15 protein-coding genes are annotated in these 17,551 nt (G+C 53.3%); 13 read left to right on the top strand and 2 right to left on the bottom strand.

The window, feature by feature from the left end:
- Window positions 1-37: 37 nt before the first annotated feature.
- From D3P08_RS19295 to tatC, 4 genes are read left to right on the top strand one after another with little or no spacing between them, the layout of a single operon-like run.
- Entirely contained in the window at window positions 38-532 is a 495-nt protein-coding gene (locus tag D3P08_RS19295) for a MogA/MoaB family molybdenum cofactor biosynthesis protein (RefSeq protein ID WP_119601554.1), read from the top strand.
- A complete protein-coding gene (locus tag D3P08_RS19290; RefSeq protein WP_338068730.1) occupies window positions 529-1,575 on the top strand; it encodes a molybdopterin-binding protein in 1,047 nt (348 codons plus the stop codon). Before D3P08_RS19295 ends, D3P08_RS19290 begins: the two co-directional genes overlap by 4 nt.
- Window positions 1,576-1,591: 16 nt before the next feature.
- Complete coding sequence (locus D3P08_RS19285) at window positions 1,592-1,825, top strand: twin-arginine translocase TatA/TatE family subunit (protein ID WP_119601552.1); 234 nt, start codon at window positions 1,592-1,594, stop codon at window positions 1,823-1,825.
- 55 nt (window positions 1,826-1,880) lie between these two features.
- Entirely contained in the window at window positions 1,881-2,678 is a 798-nt protein-coding gene (tatC, locus tag D3P08_RS19280; RefSeq protein WP_240647653.1) for a twin-arginine translocase subunit TatC, read from the top strand.
- Window positions 2,679-2,737: 59 nt separating this feature from the next.
- Here the strand turns inward: tatC and D3P08_RS19275 are convergent, their stop codons facing one another.
- Both D3P08_RS19275 and D3P08_RS19270 read right to left on the bottom strand, forming a co-directional pair.
- Window positions 2,738-4,039: a DUF6080 domain-containing protein gene (locus D3P08_RS19275; RefSeq protein ID WP_119601550.1), complete on the bottom strand. Its 1,302-nt coding sequence runs from the start codon at window positions 4,037-4,039 to the stop codon at window positions 2,738-2,740.
- Between the two features lie 32 nt (window positions 4,040-4,071).
- Window positions 4,072-4,971 (bottom strand): decaprenyl-phosphate phosphoribosyltransferase, encoded by a 900-nt coding sequence (locus D3P08_RS19270; RefSeq protein WP_119601548.1) that lies wholly within the window; start codon window positions 4,969-4,971, stop codon window positions 4,072-4,074.
- Window positions 4,972-5,207: 236 nt separating this feature from the next.
- On the opposite strand from D3P08_RS19270, the gene D3P08_RS19265 reads away from it, so the two are divergent.
- The 9 genes from D3P08_RS19265 (at window position 5,208) to D3P08_RS19225 (ending at window position 17,540) form a co-directional block, all read left to right on the top strand.
- Complete coding sequence (locus D3P08_RS19265) at window positions 5,208-6,365, top strand: YhgE/Pip domain-containing protein (RefSeq protein WP_119601546.1); 1,158 nt, start codon at window positions 5,208-5,210, stop codon at window positions 6,363-6,365.
- A 13-nt stretch (window positions 6,366-6,378) separates the two neighbouring features.
- Window positions 6,379-6,972: a TetR family transcriptional regulator gene (locus D3P08_RS19260; RefSeq protein ID WP_119601544.1), complete on the top strand. Its 594-nt coding sequence runs from the start codon at window positions 6,379-6,381 to the stop codon at window positions 6,970-6,972.
- 178 nt (window positions 6,973-7,150) lie between these two features.
- Complete coding sequence (locus D3P08_RS19255; RefSeq protein ID WP_119601542.1) at window positions 7,151-8,287, top strand: glycoside hydrolase family 88 protein; 1,137 nt, start codon at window positions 7,151-7,153, stop codon at window positions 8,285-8,287.
- A 12-nt stretch (window positions 8,288-8,299) separates the two neighbouring features.
- Entirely contained in the window at window positions 8,300-10,156 is a 1,857-nt protein-coding gene (locus D3P08_RS19250; protein WP_119601540.1) for a DUF2264 domain-containing protein, read from the top strand.
- A 176-nt stretch (window positions 10,157-10,332) separates the two neighbouring features.
- Entirely contained in the window at window positions 10,333-11,274 is a 942-nt protein-coding gene (locus D3P08_RS19245; protein ID WP_119601538.1) for a carbohydrate ABC transporter permease, read from the top strand.
- 66 nt (window positions 11,275-11,340) lie between these two features.
- Complete coding sequence (locus D3P08_RS19240; protein WP_119601643.1) at window positions 11,341-12,129, top strand: carbohydrate ABC transporter permease; 789 nt, start codon at window positions 11,341-11,343, stop codon at window positions 12,127-12,129.
- Window positions 12,130-12,416: 287 nt separating this feature from the next.
- On the top strand, window positions 12,417-13,826 hold the full coding sequence (locus D3P08_RS19235; protein WP_119601536.1) for an ABC transporter substrate-binding protein: 1,410 nt from the start codon (window positions 12,417-12,419) through the stop codon (window positions 13,824-13,826).
- 275 nt (window positions 13,827-14,101) lie between these two features.
- Window positions 14,102-15,931: a cache domain-containing sensor histidine kinase gene (locus D3P08_RS19230; protein ID WP_119601534.1), complete on the top strand. Its 1,830-nt coding sequence runs from the start codon at window positions 14,102-14,104 to the stop codon at window positions 15,929-15,931.
- Window positions 15,924-17,540 (top strand): response regulator transcription factor, encoded by a 1,617-nt coding sequence (locus D3P08_RS19225; RefSeq protein WP_119601532.1) that lies wholly within the window; start codon window positions 15,924-15,926, stop codon window positions 17,538-17,540. The genes D3P08_RS19230 and D3P08_RS19225 overlap by 8 nt, the downstream gene beginning before the upstream one ends.
- Window positions 17,541-17,551 lie beyond the last annotated feature (11 nt).

Below are 17,551 nucleotides of genomic sequence, written 5' to 3'. Positions count from 1 at the left end.
GACCTCTAGATCGAAATACGAGACGGGAGGAATAGATATGCAGTGGAAGGTTGCTATATTGACGGCAAGCGACAAAGGCTCGCGCGGGGAACGCGAGGACACGAGCGCACAGGTCATCCGGGAGCTGGTAGAGGAGGAGCTGGGCGGCGTCATCGTCGATTATCGTATCGTGCCGGATGAGCAGGATGAAATTATGGCGGCTATTATCGAAATGACGGAATATTACCAAGCCGATCTTGTGCTGACGACGGGGGGAACCGGTTTAGCTCCGCGCGATATTACGCCGGAAGCTACCTTGAAGGTCATTGACCGTCAAGTGCCTGGTCTCGCGGAAGCGATGCGAATGGGCGCTCTCCAAAAAACAAGGCGCGCGATGCTCTCGAGAGGCGTTTGCGGCATTCGCGGCAGCTCGCTGATCGTCAATCTGCCAGGAAGCCCCAAAGGCGTGCACGAAAGCTTAATGGCGATAATGGACCAGCTTCCGCATGCGCTCGGCATATTGTCAGAACAGTTGGGAGAGCATAACGGATGATGGAAGAGGAAATGGATGGAAAGAGCGAGAGTCGCCCCAGCGCGACACAGCTGAAGGAAGTATCCGTCTATGATGCGGTCGGATTAAGGCTGGCGCATGATTTGACCCGTATTGTGCCCGGGGAGTTTAAAGGACGGCTGTTCAAAAAAGGCCATCTCATTAAGGAAGAGGATATTCCCAGCCTGCTCGATATCGGGAAAGAGCATATTTACATCTTGGAGCTCGGGGATTCCGATCTGCATGAAGATGATGCGGCCATTCGTATGGCCCGGGCGCTGGCCGGCGACAATTTGACGTTGTCCGAGCCTCACGAAGGCAAAGTGAGTCTGAAATCCTCCATGCTGGGACTGGCCCAAATTGATCGTCAGGTTGTCGAGGCCATTAACCGGCTAGGCGAAATCGCGCTTGCGACGGTTAAGTCGAATACGGTCGTTCAGGCGGGCGGCTCCATTGCGGCGACACGCGCCATCCCCTTGTTCGTTCCGAAATCAAAGGTGGAGCAAGCGGAGGAGATCGCGCATGATTACCGCGCGCGCCAAGGCGGCATCGCGCCGCTTCGCGTGAGGCCGTTCCGCAAGCTGCGGGCAGGGCTGCTGACGACCGGGAGCGAGGTTTATAACGGCAGGATCCAGGATAAGTTCGGACCTGCTGTTCGTCATAAGCTTCAGGCGTTAGGCTCCGAAGTAGCGGAGCAGCGCTTCGCTCCGGACGATCGACATACAATTGTCAAGGAAATACACTACTTGCTCGGGCAAGGGTATGATATGATACTGGTAACAGGCGGAATGTCGGTAGATCCGGATGACCGCACACCGGGTGCGATTCAGGCAGCCGGGGCGGAAGTCGTAAGCTACGGCACGCCGATGCTGCCGGGTTCGATGCTGCTGACCGGTTATATAGGCGAAGTGCCGATTATGGGCTTGCCTGGCTGTGTCATGCATGATCCTTATACTTCTTTCGACGTGCTCCTGCCTCGAATATTGGCAGGCGACCGGATAAGACGCGAGGATATTATAGAAATGGGATACGGCGGTTTATTATAGGTTTGGAGGTTTACTTATGGGTGGAATTGGAGTACCAGGGATTATCCTGCTCGTACTGATCGCATTGCTGCTGTTCGGTCCGAAAAAGCTCCCTGAGCTTGGACGGGCATTCGGTAAGACCCTTCGCGAGTTCAAATCGGGAGCGCGCGAGGTGCTGGATGACGATGACCGCAAGGAGTCCGATAAACAGCGGATCGAAGTGAGTCGTACGGAAAATAATGAGAAGGAAAATAAGCGGCTTCCGGATTAAGCGGGCCCGCTTTTTTCTTGCTTGAAGGTTTTGGAGGAAGGGAGCAGCAACTGGAATGGCGAATGGAATGACCGATCGAGCGGATGCAGGCAAAGGTTTGCTCCGGGAAGAAGGCCTCATGCCCCTGTTTGAGCATTTGGGCGAACTTCGAAAACGCATCATCTATGTCCTGATCGTGCTGACGATTGGCCTCGTGCTGGGCATAGTCGTTGCGGAGCCGGCCTATAATTATTTGATGAGTCAAGAGCCAGCCGATACCCTGCAGCTGCATACGTTCTCGCTGTGGGACGGCATTGGCATGTATATGAAAATTGCATTTGTTATCGCGCTAGTCATTACATTGCCCTTTACCGCCTACCAGCTGTGGGCGTTTGTGAAGCCGGCGCTTAAGCCGAATGAGCAAAGGTCGACGCTGAAATATGTCCCGCTAGCTTTAATTATGTTTTTGATCGGATTGGCGTTCTCCTATTTTGTCGTCTTTCCGCTTGCTTTTAATTTTACCCGGACGGTCGCAGGCCATCTTCATTTAGAGGAAACCTACGGCGTCGTGCAATATTTTACCTTTATGTTCAGTATTCTTATTCCGATTTCTTTGCTGTTTGAGCTGCCTCTGGCGATTATGTTTCTTACGGCGATTCGGATCATTAATCCGAACCGGCTGCGTAAAATGCGGAAGCTTGCTTATTTCGTCCTGGCCGCAATCGGAGTGACGGTGACCCCGCCGGATTTGATTTCCGACGTGCTTGTCATTATCCCGCTCGTCGCCTTGTATGAGTTCAGCTTATGGCTGTCCGGGCTCGTGTACAAGAAACAAATCGCTGCGGATGCGGAATGGGAGAAAGAATTCGAGTAAGTTCGGGCAATCCTTATAGGGACAAATAACCCGCTCACAGACCTGTGAGCGGGTTATTATCATTTCGGGGTCAAGATCTGCTCCGCATAACCTGACTTTACGACGTCCAGAGCTTCCGCATGCTTAATCACGTTATTCGCAAAGGTGACGAGGGCAAATAGAAGGATGAGGCAGAAGCCTATCTTGCGAATGCGGCCCTGTTCCAGCTGGATCAGACCCCTTCCTGCGAGGAGGAAGATCGCGAACAAATAATGACCGGCGTACAAATACAGATCGTATTGGAAAACCGCAAGGCCATATCCCTTCACCAAATGGAGGTAAATTGCAAACAGCGGATAGACCGCAAGTGCCCAGACTTCTCTTGATTTCACATTCCGGATAAAACCGAAAACCGCGAGCAGAAGCATTGTAATGCCTATAATATGAACGTAAATCGGATAGGGACGGGTTAAGTCGGTTGCGAAGGCGACGATGCCCGGGCTTACAAGCGTAAGGTCCGGCGTCAGCACCGGGCTGATGGCGAGCATATAGACGGCTTTCCAATGCTGCGCGAACGAGAAGGGAGCCGTGTAGTTATACCCCCCGTTATGCAGCGTCTTCATCCAGTTCTGAATCCAGGTATGTCCGCCGAACAACAGCCATTGCAGGAGAGTGACAACAGCGGTCGCGAACAGGAAGCCGATCCCGATCAACAGGAAGCTGCGCATCCTCCTTGTCCACTTCGCTTCGATTACGTTAAAAAATAAGGCGCCGAAAAAGGTGATGACATTCGTTGACGTAATGCCGAAATTCAACAGCGCAAGGCCTGCATTCGGCGCGACCGCCGCCGTCTTTTGTTCTCTGGCGTAGGCCAAATAAACGACCGACAACATAATCGCAAGCTGAGCGTACGGATAAGAGTCGGGAATCATGGCCGTAAATAGATTGTAAGAGGCGATTCCGAAAAAGACCGCGATCAATAGCGGGAACGGAGCGCCCGCGCCGCTTCCGGTTCTGCGAAGGTAGATAAAGACGAGAACGACGCTGACCGCGTTGATCGCAGACTGCAGGACGAGGAAAAAATAATTTTCGAATAAATACTCCGTTAAGATGGAGAACGGCCCGGTCAAAAAGTTAATAAACGGGTGAATGACCGACGCGTTGCCAGCGCCGTAATACATCGACGGGTCGAAGTTGAATAAATTAAGCGTGAAGGGGGCGCCGTAGAACGGGCTATGCTCGGCTAAGTCCCCGGCATTATTCCTGATGTACGCTAAAAACGGCAAATTGTTCAGGAGGTAATAGAGAAAAAACGCGGCAAACAGAACGCACGCCCTATAATTATCCTTTTTATCCCGAAATAAGTAGTTCCAAAATCGCATGATGTCCTCCGGTTTCTATAGCAGCGCCATGCCTACTCCAGAAAAGCGAGTATAACGATGACGCTTGCCACGTATAGCACAACGGTTACGAGAATAGGCTTGTCCTCGAACAAAACGCGGTCGGGGGCTCCGCCTTTTCCCTTCATATGAATGAGGTAGAGATAACGGAAAATGCCGTATACGACAAACGGGATCGTCCACATCAGATGAACCGTCCGTCCGGACGTAAACGTGAATAAGCAGTAGCTGATAATCGTGGCCGCCGTTACGATCCCGATCATTTGATCCAATAACGCGGTAGAGTAATTGTCCAGCACTTTGCGGTGCGCATTTGCGCCATCTCCGGTCAACTGGAGCTCGTGCCGCCTCTTGCCGATCGCCAAAAACAACGATAAAAGCATCGTGCAAATAAGGAACCATGGCGTGAGAGGCGCGTCAATGACGAGCCCGCCTGCGATCGCCCGCAGGACGAAGCAAGCCGCGATCACCATAATATCCACGATGACGATATGCTTCAGCACAAATGAATAGAGGACGTTCAGCAAAAAATAGCCAGAGAGCAGGAGGCCGAATAACGGCTTAAGGCAAAAAGCCGCGATAAGCGATACCGTCAGCAGCAATAGCCCAAAGGCCAGCCCTGCCTTCGCGTTAAGCCTTCCCGACGCCATCGGGCGGAACCGCTTGACCGGATGATTGCGGTCGGCTTCCCTATCTACGAAATCGTTCAATATGTAGACGCATCCGGACACGAAGCAGAGCAGAAAGAAGCCTGCGAGAACGGCCGTAACGGTCGATAGATTCATTCTTTCGAATGAAAAAAGAAGGGCAGCAAAAATAAGCGTATTTTTAGACCACTGCTTCGGTCTAAGCTGCGCAAACATGAGAGCGGCAATCGATTGGCTTCGAATGGCCGTTTGGATTTGTGGCTGCATATGAATCTCCTATTTCTTCGAACAGTTGAGGGTCCTTTTATTTCCATGAAAGCAACTTCTATACATGGTATACATTTCTACAATAACCGTCAAGCTGGAGGCAGACCTAACCGCGCACCGACGCTTCTAAGATGCTTGAACCGTTCAATTTGCCTCTTGACAATAGGGGAGGAGCCGATCCATAATTTAAACAGATGTTTTAAACGATTGTTTAAACAGAGATAGGAGAGATTAGGATGAGGAACGTACTGCAAGCTTTTATGAAAAGACCGACAACATGGGTGGGCATTCTAACTGCCTTAATGTTTCAGGTTATTTTCTCCGTGATTTGGATGACGGGTTATAACGGGGTGACGGACCGGACGGATCAATTGCGGATCGCGGTCGTCAATGAAGACACGGTTATGGGCCAAGCGGTCGCGGCCAACCTTGTGGAAAATTTGCCGTTTGACATGGTACAGATGGATTCGCTGGAGACGGCTAGAGAGGAGCTGAACGAGCGGGAGCTTCAGATGGTCGTTCATATTCCGGCGGATTTCTCCCAGAAGGCGTCTGATCCAAACGGCCAAGGCAGCTTGGGCTATTATTTGAATGAATCGAATCCGGCCTTGATCAAAAGCATCATGAGCGGAGCGGCAACGCAGATTACGGCGGAAGTGAATAAACAGGCGGTTGCAATGGGCATTCAGAAGACGCTGGCTGGCGCCAATGTGCCGGAGGAGCAAGCGTCGGCAGCTTCGGCAAGCTTGTCCGAGCGCGTGAAGGCGGATATGCAGTCTTCCAATGTCGTTCAAGGGATGAACAATCAGATGGTGCCGATGATGATGGTGCTGGCTTCCTATGTAGGCGCGATGATCATGGGAATGAACCTGGAGCAATCGTCGATGGCCGTAGCGGCGCAAGCCGGCAAGTGGAGCCGGTTCGCCGCGCGCAGCATCATTAATGTTATAGCAGCTGTGGCGGTATCGTTAGTCGGTTCGACGCTGCTGGTCAGCCTTGGCGGCCAGGTGGAGCAAGGCTTCTTGCACCTGTGGGGCTTCCAGCTGCTGTTCCTGCTGACGTTTATGTTTGTCTCGCAAATGTTTCTGTATCTTTTCGGCATGGCGGGCATGCTGTTCAACATTATGCTGCTGTCCGCTCAGCTTGTATCCTCGGGCGCTATCGTTCCGCGCGAGCTGCTGTCGGATTTCTATACCGGGCTTGGTTCGGCGCTGCCCGCGACTTATGCGGTTGACGGCAACATGAACATATTGTTCGGCGGGCCGGGCGTCGGTTCCGATGCGGCGATGCTGGTCTTGATCGCTGTTGTTGCTATCGCGGTAAGCTCTGTTGCCGTATTATTAAAGGCAAAGGGAGCCGCGCAGCCTCAAGTCGCGATTGCCGGCAAAAAATAAGCGGAGGGCAGATATGACAGCAGCCGAAGAAACCGATATTAAAATACGCATTCTCCAAGCAGCCAAAAAGCTGTTTGCACTTCAAGGCTTCGAAGGAACGACCATTAGGCAAATATGCGAGGAAGCGGGAGCGAATGTGGCGCTTGTATCGTACCATTTTGGAGGCAAGGAAAATCTGTTCGGGGCGTTGTTTGAGATGTTTTTCCCCAATGATCAATTGGCGGCTGTCGATCCGGACATGGAGCCGATCGAGGGCGTAAAGCTGGTCATTCGGGAGGTTACGAAATTCAGGCAGTCCGACCCGCAGCTGATCAGCATCATTCAGCAGGAAATCATTTTAAATACGCCGCGCATTCAAAAGATCCGGGAGCATGTGATGCCGATGTGGGGGCTTCTTCGCAAATGGATCGCCAAAGGCAGAGAGCAGGGCGTGTTCAGCTATCGTTCGCTAGATTCCGTGTTTATGTCCGTTACAGGGATTCTGCTGTTCCACCGCAACCAGGACTATTGGAAGGTTCTGCAGGAGGAAGAGGAGCCCGGTATCGAGGCGATGATCGAGGACATGACCGATTTTATTTTGCAGGGGCTTCATTATAAAGGGAATTAGAATTTACGTACAAGCCGAGAGCGGGCCGCCGCTTTCGGCTTTTTTGCGCCCGAAGACAGGAAGTAAAAATTTTGCCATCAATGGTCAAAAAAATGTTATTCTGCGATTAAGCGGCAAGTCTACACTGAATACATAAAGGAAAGCGGTTCCTATCCACAAACTGACCGAGGTGGTTGAGATGAGAGAAGCGGAGCAAACGCCAGTATGGGCGCAGGAGTCTTGGGATCAAATTGTACGGAAGGTGAAACGGACGAGCGGCCGCATTCAAGACCGGTTCCCGCACGCAAGCGTGAACGGCGAATATGTGCTGGAGCCGGCGCACTGGTGGACGGCCGGCTTCTGGCCGGGCCTCTTATGGCTTGTCTACCGGGATACGAAGGATGAAGCGCTGCGAAGCTATGCGGAAAGCTGCGAGAGCCAGCTGGATGCGGTCATATCCGGGTTCGACCGGCTGGATCATGATTTAGGATTTATGTGGCAGCTTACGAGCGTTGCCCGCTATAAGCTGCTTGGGGATGACGAGTCGAGGCGCCGCGCGATGCTTGCGGCGAATTTGCTCAGCGGCCGTTTCAATGTGAAGGGCAGCTATATTCGCGCATGGAACCCTTGGCGGCCTGAGGAGGACAACTCGGGATGGGCGATTATTGACTGCGCGATGAATTTGGCGCTGCTGTACTTCGCGTCGGAGACATCCGGCGATCCCCGCTACAAGCATGTGGCGATGGAGCATGCGGATACGGTGCTGGAGCATTTTATACGCGATGACGGATCGGTGAACCATATCGTTATTTTCGACTCGAAGACGGGCGAGAAGCTGGGCGTTAACGGAGGGCAAGGGTACGCGCCTGATTCCGCTTGGTCCAGAGGAACCGCTTGGGCGATTTATGGCATGGCGATCAGCTATAAATATACGGGGGAGGAGCGTTATTTGAACGCGGCGAAGAGGGCCGCGCATTTCTTCCTCGCGAACCTGCCTGAGGACCGGGTGCCGCATTGGGATTTCCGGCTGCCGGCCGGGGTGGCGAAATACCGCGATTCCTCTGCGGGAGCTTGCGCGGCCTGCGGTCTATTGCTGATATCGGAGCTGGTTCATGAGACAGAGGCGGGGCTGTACCGTAAGGAGGGCGAACGCATTCTCGAGTCGCTTTATTCCGCTTACGGCGCATGGGACCGGGAGGATGAAGAAGGCCTGATTCTGCACGGCACCAGCCATTTCCCGGAAGGCAGAAATATCGATGTGCCCCTTATTTACGGCGATTATTTTTTCGCGGAGGGCATCTCGCGCCTGCTGAAGCACGGCGAGCTGTTCTGGTAGGAGGACGGCCGGATGACTAGAGAAGAGCTGCGGAACAATCCGCTTCGGACGAAGGAAGATATGCGCGCGGCATTCGAGGAGCTGACCCGTCCTTTGATCCCTTATTACAGCCCGGGGAAAGCCAGATTGCGTCTTGGCGGTACCGGCGTCTCCTATTCCCGCGCGAAGGCGGAGATGGAGGGCTTCTCCCGCGTCTTGTGGGGACTGGTTCCGCTGCTGGCCGGCGGAGGAGACAGCGAGCTCCGCGCGTTCTGCGTAGAGGGGCTTCGTAACGGCGCGAATCCGTCGCATGAAGATTATTGGGGCGAAGCCGGCGATTATGACCAGCTTCTCGTCGAGATGGCGGCGCTGGGCTACGCGCTGGCGCTGGCTCCCGAGCAGCTGTGGAAGCCGCTTGCGGACATCGAAAGACAGCGGCTCTATGACTGGCTCATGCAGATCAATCAGCGGAAGGCATGGGATTGCAACTGGCTGTTCTTCCAGGTAATCGTAAATCTCGGGTTCAAGCAAGCGGGAATGCCGTATGACCGGGAACAAATGGAGCGCAACCTGGATCGGATCGAGCAGTTCTACTTATCCGGCGGGTGGTATACGGACGGCTTAGACGCGCATTGCGATTATTACGGGCCATTCGCGATTCATTTCTATGGCCTGCTGTACGCTGCGCTCATGGAGCAGGATGATCCGGCTCGCTCCGCCTTGTATAAGGAAAGAGCGGCGCTGTTTGCGCAAGACTTCATCAACTGGTTCGCGGATGACGGAGCGGCGCTTCCGTATGGGCGAAGCCTCACGTACAGGTTCTCGCAATCCGCCTTCTGGGGCGCGATGGCCTTTGCGGGGGGCGAAGCGCTGCCGCTCGGCGTTATGAAGGGGCTGCTGCTGCGCAATATGCGGTGGTGGTTCTCCCAGCCCATATTTAACGCGGATGGAACGCTGTCCATCGGCTACGCATACCCGAATCTGGTGATGGCCGAAAATTACAATTCGCCATGCTCGCCATATTGGGCGCTGAAGTCTTTTTTGCCGCTGGCCTTTGCCGACGACCACCCGTTCTGGCAGGCGGAGGAGCTTCCGCTTCCGAAGCTGGATGCGAGCCGCAGGATGATAGAGCCAAGGATGGTCGTTCATCATGAAGCCGGGCATGTGGCGGCGTTTGTTGCCGGTTACCGGCATACCAACGAGCATACGCATGTCGCGCCCAAGTACGAAAAGTTCGTCTATTCGACCGCCTTCGGCTTCAGCGTCCCGCGGGCGGAATGGGGACTAGCGCAAGGCGCTTTCGACAACATGCTGGCGTTAAGCGAAGGAGATAACCTGTATCGGGGAAAACGGACGATTGAAGCCTGCGAGATTCAAGGCGACGTTATTCAGATGCGCTGGCTCCCTTGGAAGGACGTCGAGGTGCGGACTTGGCTGGTCACGGGTATGCCTTGGCATGTCCGGATTCACCGGATCGAATCGGCGCGCAGCCTCGACGCTGCGGATGGCGGCTTTGCGGCTGGGATAGACCAGCAGTGGCTGACGGATGCCGCGGACAGCCGCGCGGCCGTATGCTCCGAGACAGGAGCGAGCGGTGTCTTGTCGCTTTATGGCTGGAGCTCGGCGAGGCTTGTACAGCCAAACGCCAACTCCAATATTCTGTATCCCCGGACGGTTATCCCGACCTTGACGGCAAGTCTGCAGCCGGGTGTGACGTGGCTCGTCAGCGCGGTTTACGGCAAACCCGGCGCCGCCAGCCTTGACGCGGAGTGGCATGCTCCTCCCCGCGCGGAATGGAAGGGCGGCGAGCTGACGGTCTGGGACGGAGGCGACCTCGGGGAAATACGGGTTCGGGTAAACAGAGTGGGTAATGAAATGGCAGGATCATAGCTTATGATGGTAAGGCCGTCCTCTTGTCTGCTCCAGACAAACGGGGCGGCTTTTTTTGTTTTTTCCGGCATATGAGAAAGTCAAAATTACGGCATAGCGGATCAAAATAGCGTTAAGGCTCGGGTTGAATTGTCTCTTATAATACGGATAAGACAACGACAAGAGGTGAGGAAGAGATGCAAACAACAAAGACTGCGGCTCATGCGTCGGCGGTTGTAAAGCCTAAGCGGACGGGCAGCCGTTTGAAGCGAAAGGAAACGATCGCCGGCTTTCTATTTATCGGTCCGATGCTGATCGGCGTTACCGTACTGACGCTTATTCCGATCGTGGCAACCTTTCTGTTATCGCTCGCCGATTGGAATTTTATCGCGGGAATTAAGGATATCAAATGGGTAGGCTTTGATAATTTCGAAAGGCTGTTTCAGGACGACGCGTTCTTGAAGTCGCTGCGCAACAATGCCGTGTTCCTGCTCGCCGTCCCAATCTACTTGGCCATCTCGATGTTTCTGGCGATCGTCATCGACAAGCACATTTATATGAAATCGTATTTCAAAGTCGCCTATTTCATGCCGTATATCTCCAGCATCGTAGCGGTTGCGATCGTATGGCAGGTTCTTTTTAACCCGTCAGCCGGTCCGGTGAATCAAACGCTTATGGCGCTCGGCATCGAGAATCCGCCGAAGTGGATCGCCGATCCGAAGTACGCGCTGCCGTCGCTGATGATGATCTCGATCTGGATATCGATCGGCTTTAACATGATCGTCTATATCGCGGGACTGCAGTCCATACCGCGGGATTTGTACGAAGCGGCGGAAATCGACGGGGCGGGCACATGGACCAAATTCAAAAGCATTACGTTCCCGCAGCTGTCCTCCACGACATTTTTCCTGCTGGTGACGGGCATTATCTCCACCTTCAAAGTGTTCGAGCTGATCGCGGTTTTAACCAAAGGCGGTCCGCTGAATTCCACGACCATGATCGTATGGCAGCTGTACGACACGGCTTTCGTGAATCTAAAGATCGGTTACGCCTCCTCGATGGCGGTTGTTTTGTTCTTCTGCGTCCTCGCGATCACGCTCTTGCAATGGATCGGCCAAAAAAAATGGGTGAACTACTAGAGGGGAGGAAGTATCTTGACAGCCACAACGATTGCGAGAGTTCGAAAAGGCGTCTTAACCGCCGTTATGTTTGCTTTAAGCATTTTGTTTCTGATGCCATTCCTCTGGATGCTGTCTGCCTCCGTCAAAATCGAAGCCGAGGTGTTCGCCTATCCGATCAAATGGCTGCCGACGCAATGGCATGCGATTGAGAATTATAAGGAGGTGTGGGTTGGAAAATTTCCGTTCTACAAGTACTATTGGAATACGATAAAGGTTACGGTGGCGACGACGGTCATCTCATCGATCGTTTCCGCGCTGGCCGCGTACGGCTTCTCGAAAATTCAATTTGCGGCAAGCAAATATTTGTTCCTGATCGTGCTGGCGACGTACATGATCCCGCAGCAGGCGATTTTGGTGCCGCAGTTTATTTTGTACCGTCAAATCGGCTTTTTCGACAGCCATCTCGGCTTGATTCTGCTTTGCAGCTTCAGCGTGCTTGGAACGTTTATGCTTCGGCAGTTTTTTATGGGCATTCATAACGAATTTATCGAGTCGGCCAAAATCGACGGCGCCGGCCATTGGAAAATTTTTTGGCGGATCGCGTTTCCTCTTGTGCGTCCGGCGATCGCGACGTACGCGATTCTAAGATTTATCTGGACGTGGAACGACTACCAGAACCCGCTCATCTTCCTTCGGACCGATAAGCTGTATACCATTCAGCTGGCGATGCAAAAGTTTACGACAATCAACGGCGAGTTCTACTCCTTAATGATGGCCGCCGCCGTCTCGGCGATTGTGCCGCTGCTTATCATTTTCGTCATCGGCCAGAAGAGCGTAATTGAAGGCATTGCGCTTGGCGGGGTGAAGGGGTAATCGGCGGGGCGGATGTGGTGTCCAAACCAGATCGAAGTAATTCGATGATGGGCGACCGCGCTTAAGCGGAAGGTTTAGACGCCAATAAAAAACTGAATATCCGGGCAATGCTTTCGGATGTTTCAGTTTTTTATGTGGTCAAAATAACCGTATTTGTAGTCAAGATTGTAGCATGGCGAGCCGGAAGGCGGTTGCTACAATACAGATAGGAAAGCGGATACAAACAATAAAGAAGACGGATTCGGCTTTCTATAAGTCTAGTGAAGATCTAACCGAGGAGGGGTACGATGTTGAAGGGGAAAAAGAGGTTTTTCGTTCTTGCATTATCAGCGGTTATAGCACTGACTGGCTGCTCCGGCAATAGCGGGGGCAATAGCAGCGGCAACAATGGAGGAAATGGTGGAAGCGAATCGTCAGCGCCCAGCGAGTCGCCGAAGACGGGCGAGGAGCAGGTTACGATTCAGCTTCATACCTTCGGTAACGAGGCCAATTATAACTGGACTCAAACGATCGCCGCTTTCGAAGAGAAATATCCGAACATTAAAGTGAACGTTAACGTGCTAAGCGAAAAAGGCGATACGCAGGAAGCGATCCAAAAGCTCGACCTGGCCGCATCCTCCAGCGAGGATATGGACGTCATCATGTTCAGCGACCCGGCCAGCTATGCGCAGCGCGTAGGACTTGGCATGGTAGCGCCTTTGGACGAGTTCATCGCCGCAGAGGGCTACAAGGTCAATGAAGACTATAAGGTCGATACGACGCTGAGCGGCAAGGTGTACGCGCTGCCCGGCAAGTTCAACCCTTGGTATGTGCTGCTCAACAAGACGCATCTGGACGAAGCGGGACTTGCGGTTCCGACCGACTGGACCTGGGATGACTTCATGAGCTACGCGAAGACGCTGACGACCGGCGAAGGCGCGTCCAAGCGTTACGGCACCTACTTCCATGGCCCGCAGAACGGCGGCTGGATGGAATATATGAAGCTGGCGCTGGCGAACCAGCCGGACAACACCGAATTCCTGAAGGAAGACGGCAGCATGAATTTCGACAATCCTTTGTTCCGCAAAACGCTGGAGATGCGCGTTCAAATGGAGAAGACGGATAAATCCGCGACTCCGTATACCGACATGCTGTCTCAGAAGCTGCACTACCGCAACCAATTTTTCAACCAGGCGGCCAGCATGATCATGATCGGCAGCTGGATGAATACGGAGATCGGCGGCACCGAGCAATTCCCGCTGAACTTTGAAGTAGCGGTAGCGCCGATTCCGAAAAACAGCGCGTCCGATGAGGGCGGCTATACGATGGTAACGACAGACTACGTCTCCGTAGCCGAGCGCTCGAAAAATAAAGAAGCGGCTTATACGTTCGTCCGCTGGTACACGACGGAGGGACAAATTGCCCAAGGCAAAAACGTTCCGGCCTGGAACGGCGTCGACCAGTCGCAAATGGAGAGCATCATCGACACCATTCTAAGCGGCACGCTGACTCCGGAAAAAGTGGATAAAGCATCATTGGTAGGCACGCTCACGAACGCGAAGTCTTCGAAAATCATTCCGCCGGTCACCTATCAATCGGAAGTCTATAAAGTGATCAATGAGGAATACGAGAAGCTGATCTACGACCAGCAAGGCATTGACGACGTCATCGCGAACTTGAACGACCGTGTCCAAAAAATTATTGATGCCAACAAATAAGAATACAAGTTCAAAAAGTCCGGTTTTCAGCACCGAGAAGATTGGATGAAGCTAGGAAATGAGGAGCGGAGCGTAGTGGAAGCTACGTGAGCACCGGAATTTCCGGCTGAATTCAATATTCGATGTCGAATAAGCTCCTCGGTATGCTTCGTGATCAAAATCGGACTTTTTGAACAACTTCTAATAGGCTATACTGATAGTAGATAGAGGGGGTGCAGTGTAAGATCTGCGCCCTTTTTTTGTCCAACATCATGCTGCTTCAGGAGGAAACAAGTATGCCTGCCGCTCCAACCAAGCCTTGGTTATGGTCCAGATCGTTCCGCTTCCGGCTTATGGTCACAGCCGTCGTCTGTATTCTCGTTCCGGCGTTCATGACGCTCATCATATACAACATGCTGACCAAAGACGCGGTCAAGGAGGAAGCGGTCGTGCAGTCCCGCCAGAAGCTGCAGCTTGTGGACGGCTATGTCGCGAATTTGTTCGATTATATGCTTTACATTACGAATACGGTGCAGAACGATCCGGCGATGAGCGGCGTGCTGAAGGAGATTGCGGCGGGGAAGGTGTACGAAGGTCCGAACGGGGAGTATGAACGCTTTCTTGATCAAACGAAAATTACGAGCAAAATCGACAATATGACGATGTACGGCGACAAAGCGTATGTCACCATTCTGCTTAACGACGGCACGAAGTTTACGAACTATTCGATCTCCGACTTTGATCCGATTCGCCTAAGGGAAGAGGCTTGGTTCAACGAGCTGGATACGCTGACGGGGATGGAGTCGTTATGGATCGGGACGACGCCGACCGTCTTTCCGATCGAGCGTGTGAGCAGTCCTTATCAGATTTCGATGGGACGTACGCTCCGCGCGGGCGTCAAGCCGTACGGGTACGTCTTCGTAACCATTATGGAAAAGCAGGTCAGCGACATATTCAACCGGTTGTCGGACGGCCAGGAGACGATGCTTCTCGACGAAGAAGGGGTTATCATGTCCCATTTGGAGAAGGAGCGAATCGGGCAAAGCTTTACGCATGACGGGGAATCGGAGGCGGTGTCGCGTTCGGAGATTGTGAACGTGGGCGAGGAAAGCTATATTTTAACGGCGCAAAAGCAGACGCTGACGGGATGGGAGCTTGTATCCCTGACTCCTTATAAGCAAGCGGTGTTCAAGCTGAATTCGATCTTTAACCGGGTCGCCGTGCTGCAGCTCGTCTCTTTTATTGTATTTGTGCTGCTTCTCGTCTACTTGCTGGGCAACTTTACAAGGCCGCTAGTCCGGCTGGGGAAGATGGCGGAGACGGTCCAGCGAGGCAATTTGGAGGTTCGTTCGAATATTAGAGGGAGCGACGAGATCGGTTATTTGGGGCAATCCTTCGACTTGATGCTGGACCGCGTAAAAGAGATGATTGCCGAGGTCACCGCGACGCAATCCCGCAAACGAAAGGCGGAGCTCGCTATGCTGCAGGCGCAGATTAACCCGCATTTCTTGTTTAATGTTCTCAATTCCATTCGGATGAAAGTGATGCGAGGCGGGGACCTCGACAGCGCGGAGATGATCAGCTCCTTATCGAAGCTGCTGCGCATGACCATCCTGCAAAATAAAGATACGATTCCGCTCCATGAAGAATTGTCGACCGTGGCGGATTATGTGCAGCTGATGAATATGCGCCAGAAGGAGAAGGCGGAGCTTAGGCTCGACCCGTCTCCGGATACGCTTATGTGCAAAGTGCCGCGATTTTTTCTCCAGCCTTTTATCGAAAATGCGCTTATACATGGGCTTAGCCAGCGGGCAGGCATCATTACGATATCGTCTTGGTCGACGGCGCAGGAGACTTTCATTCGGATCGAGGATAACGGAAAAGGAATGGACCGGGACCGATTGGAGGAATTGCGCGGAAGACTGGAGGCCGGAGGAGAACGAAGCGGCAACGGGAACAATTCGGGCGGCAAGCTGTCCGGCATCGGGCTCGCCAATGTATGCGAGCGGATGAAAATGACCTACGGCGAATCGTTCCGTCTCGAATTGGAAAGCGAGCCGGACAGCGGGACAAAGATGACGATGAATATTCCAAAGCTGGTGGAGGAGGCGAAAAAGGATGTATAAGGTCATGCTCGTCGATGATGACTATCCGGTGCTGGAGCTGATTCATTATGCGATCGATTGGGATCGCTTGGGGCTGTCCGTTATCGGGCTGCACGAAAACGGCGTTCGGGCGCTCGAGGCAGCAGAAGCGGAGATGCCGGACATCCTCATTACCGATATCGGCATGCCGCAGATGGACGGTTTGGAGCTGATCGCCAGGCTGAAGGAGAAAAAGCCGAATTTGCGCGCGGCGATTTTATCCTGCCACAGCGAGTTTGAATACGCCAGACAGGCGATGAAGCTGCAGGTTCAAGATTACTTGCTCAAGGATACGCTGGATCCGGCGGGCATAAGGGTGCTGCTGTCTCAATTTATCGGAAGCCTGGAGCAGGAGCGCGAGCTGCAATCGAAGCAGATTCGTATGGAGCTGCTGGTCGACCGCAACCGCTCGCTGCTCAAGGAGAAGTTTATTCGTTCGACGCTTCAGCAGCCGCTCTTGGATAGGGAGAAATGGAAGGCTGAGCTCGCGGGCTTCGGATTGCCGCTTCAGGAAGGGGAGACGATTATTCCCGTTATCGGGCTCGTCGACGAATTCCGCGCGGCGAAGCATCGATTCCAATCGGACGAAGTGCTCCGGTTCGCGCTGGATAATGTCATGGAGGAGACGGTCCGGCAATACGGGCTGAAAGCCGTCCACTTTCATTACAGCGCCCAGGAAACCGTGCTGCTTGCGGCGTTCCAGGGAGGGCTCAAGGTTAACGGCTATGAGGAGACGCGCCTGCTGCTGAGGAAGCTGCAGGAGGCCGTGGGCACGATGAAGCTGAACATGTCCTTCCTTATCGGCGAAAGCTGCTCATCGCCCGAAGGCATTAAGTCCTCCCTGCTTCAAATACGAAAAGACGGACTTTCCCGGTTTTACCGGCAAAGCGGGGCGATTGCGCGGGCGGAGGGAAGATCGCCCGGAGCGTACGATTTATTTTATGAATTTCAGAAATCAAGCGAGAAGCTGAGAGATTTAATAATAGGCAAACGAGTCGGCGAGATTCATTCGACGGTGAATAACTGGCTGGAGGAGGCCGAGAAGCATCAGCTTGATCCCGCCGCCGTTAAGGATTGGGTGCTTCGGCTGTTGCTGGATACGCGGCTGAAGCTGCAGTCCGTGCTGGACTACCGCGCCGCAGGCAGTGCGGATGTCCTCCCGAATGAAGTGCTTGAGCTGGATACGGTGACGGAGGTAAAGGAATGGCTCATCAGCGAATGTCTCTCCATTATTGCGGCGGACCGGTACGGCGGCGCGGCCAGCAAACGGACGGAAATCGCCGAGGCCTGCCATTTCGTGACGCAGCATCTGGATCGGAAAATTACGCTGGAGGAGGTAGCGGAGCATCTGTTCATGAATCCCAGCTACTTCAGCAGGCTGTTTAAGAAGGAGACAGGCGAAACGTTTATTGAATACGTGACGCGGATGAAGATGAACCGGGCGAAGGAGATGCTGGAAAGAAGCGCGGCGCCGGTCGGCAAAATTTGCGAAACGCTCGGCTACGATAATCAGAGCTATTTTATTAAGCTGTTCAAAACGTTTTCGGGCTTAACGCCTGTCGAATACAGAAGCCAGCTTCGCAAAGGATAGGGGAGATTGGT

It is taken from the genome of Paenibacillus nanensis, from assembly GCF_003583765.1.
GTDB lineage: Bacteria > Bacillota > Bacilli > Paenibacillales > Paenibacillaceae > Pristimantibacillus > Pristimantibacillus nanensis.
This window is presented reverse-complemented; position numbering and strand designations above follow the sequence as displayed.

Bases quoted from the DNA above. Each gene is read 5' to 3' on its own strand.
- D3P08_RS19295 (WP_119601554.1), top strand. From the start codon at position 38: ATGCAGTGGAAGGTTGCTATATTGACGGCAAGCGACAAAGGCTCGCGC.
- D3P08_RS19290 (WP_338068730.1), top strand. From the start codon at position 529: ATGATGGAAGAGGAAATGGATGGAAAGAGCGAGAGTCGCCCCAGCGCG.
- D3P08_RS19285 (WP_119601552.1), top strand. From the start codon at position 1,592: ATGGGTGGAATTGGAGTACCAGGGATTATCCTGCTCGTACTGATCGCA.
- tatC (WP_240647653.1), top strand. From the start codon at position 1,881: ATGGCGAATGGAATGACCGATCGAGCGGATGCAGGCAAAGGTTTGCTC.
- D3P08_RS19275 (WP_119601550.1), bottom strand. From the start codon at position 4,039: ATGCGATTTTGGAACTACTTATTTCGGGATAAAAAGGATAATTATAGG.
- D3P08_RS19270 (WP_119601548.1), bottom strand. From the start codon at position 4,971: ATGCAGCCACAAATCCAAACGGCCATTCGAAGCCAATCGATTGCCGCT.
- D3P08_RS19265 (WP_119601546.1), top strand. From the start codon at position 5,208: ATGAGGAACGTACTGCAAGCTTTTATGAAAAGACCGACAACATGGGTG.
- D3P08_RS19260 (WP_119601544.1), top strand. From the start codon at position 6,379: ATGACAGCAGCCGAAGAAACCGATATTAAAATACGCATTCTCCAAGCA.
- D3P08_RS19255 (WP_119601542.1), top strand. From the start codon at position 7,151: ATGAGAGAAGCGGAGCAAACGCCAGTATGGGCGCAGGAGTCTTGGGAT.
- D3P08_RS19250 (WP_119601540.1), top strand. From the start codon at position 8,300: ATGACTAGAGAAGAGCTGCGGAACAATCCGCTTCGGACGAAGGAAGAT.
- D3P08_RS19245 (WP_119601538.1), top strand. From the start codon at position 10,333: ATGCAAACAACAAAGACTGCGGCTCATGCGTCGGCGGTTGTAAAGCCT.
- D3P08_RS19240 (WP_119601643.1), top strand. From the start codon at position 11,341: ATGTTTGCTTTAAGCATTTTGTTTCTGATGCCATTCCTCTGGATGCTG.
- D3P08_RS19235 (WP_119601536.1), top strand. From the start codon at position 12,417: ATGTTGAAGGGGAAAAAGAGGTTTTTCGTTCTTGCATTATCAGCGGTT.
- D3P08_RS19230 (WP_119601534.1), top strand. From the start codon at position 14,102: ATGCCTGCCGCTCCAACCAAGCCTTGGTTATGGTCCAGATCGTTCCGC.
- D3P08_RS19225 (WP_119601532.1), top strand. From the start codon at position 15,924: ATGTATAAGGTCATGCTCGTCGATGATGACTATCCGGTGCTGGAGCTG.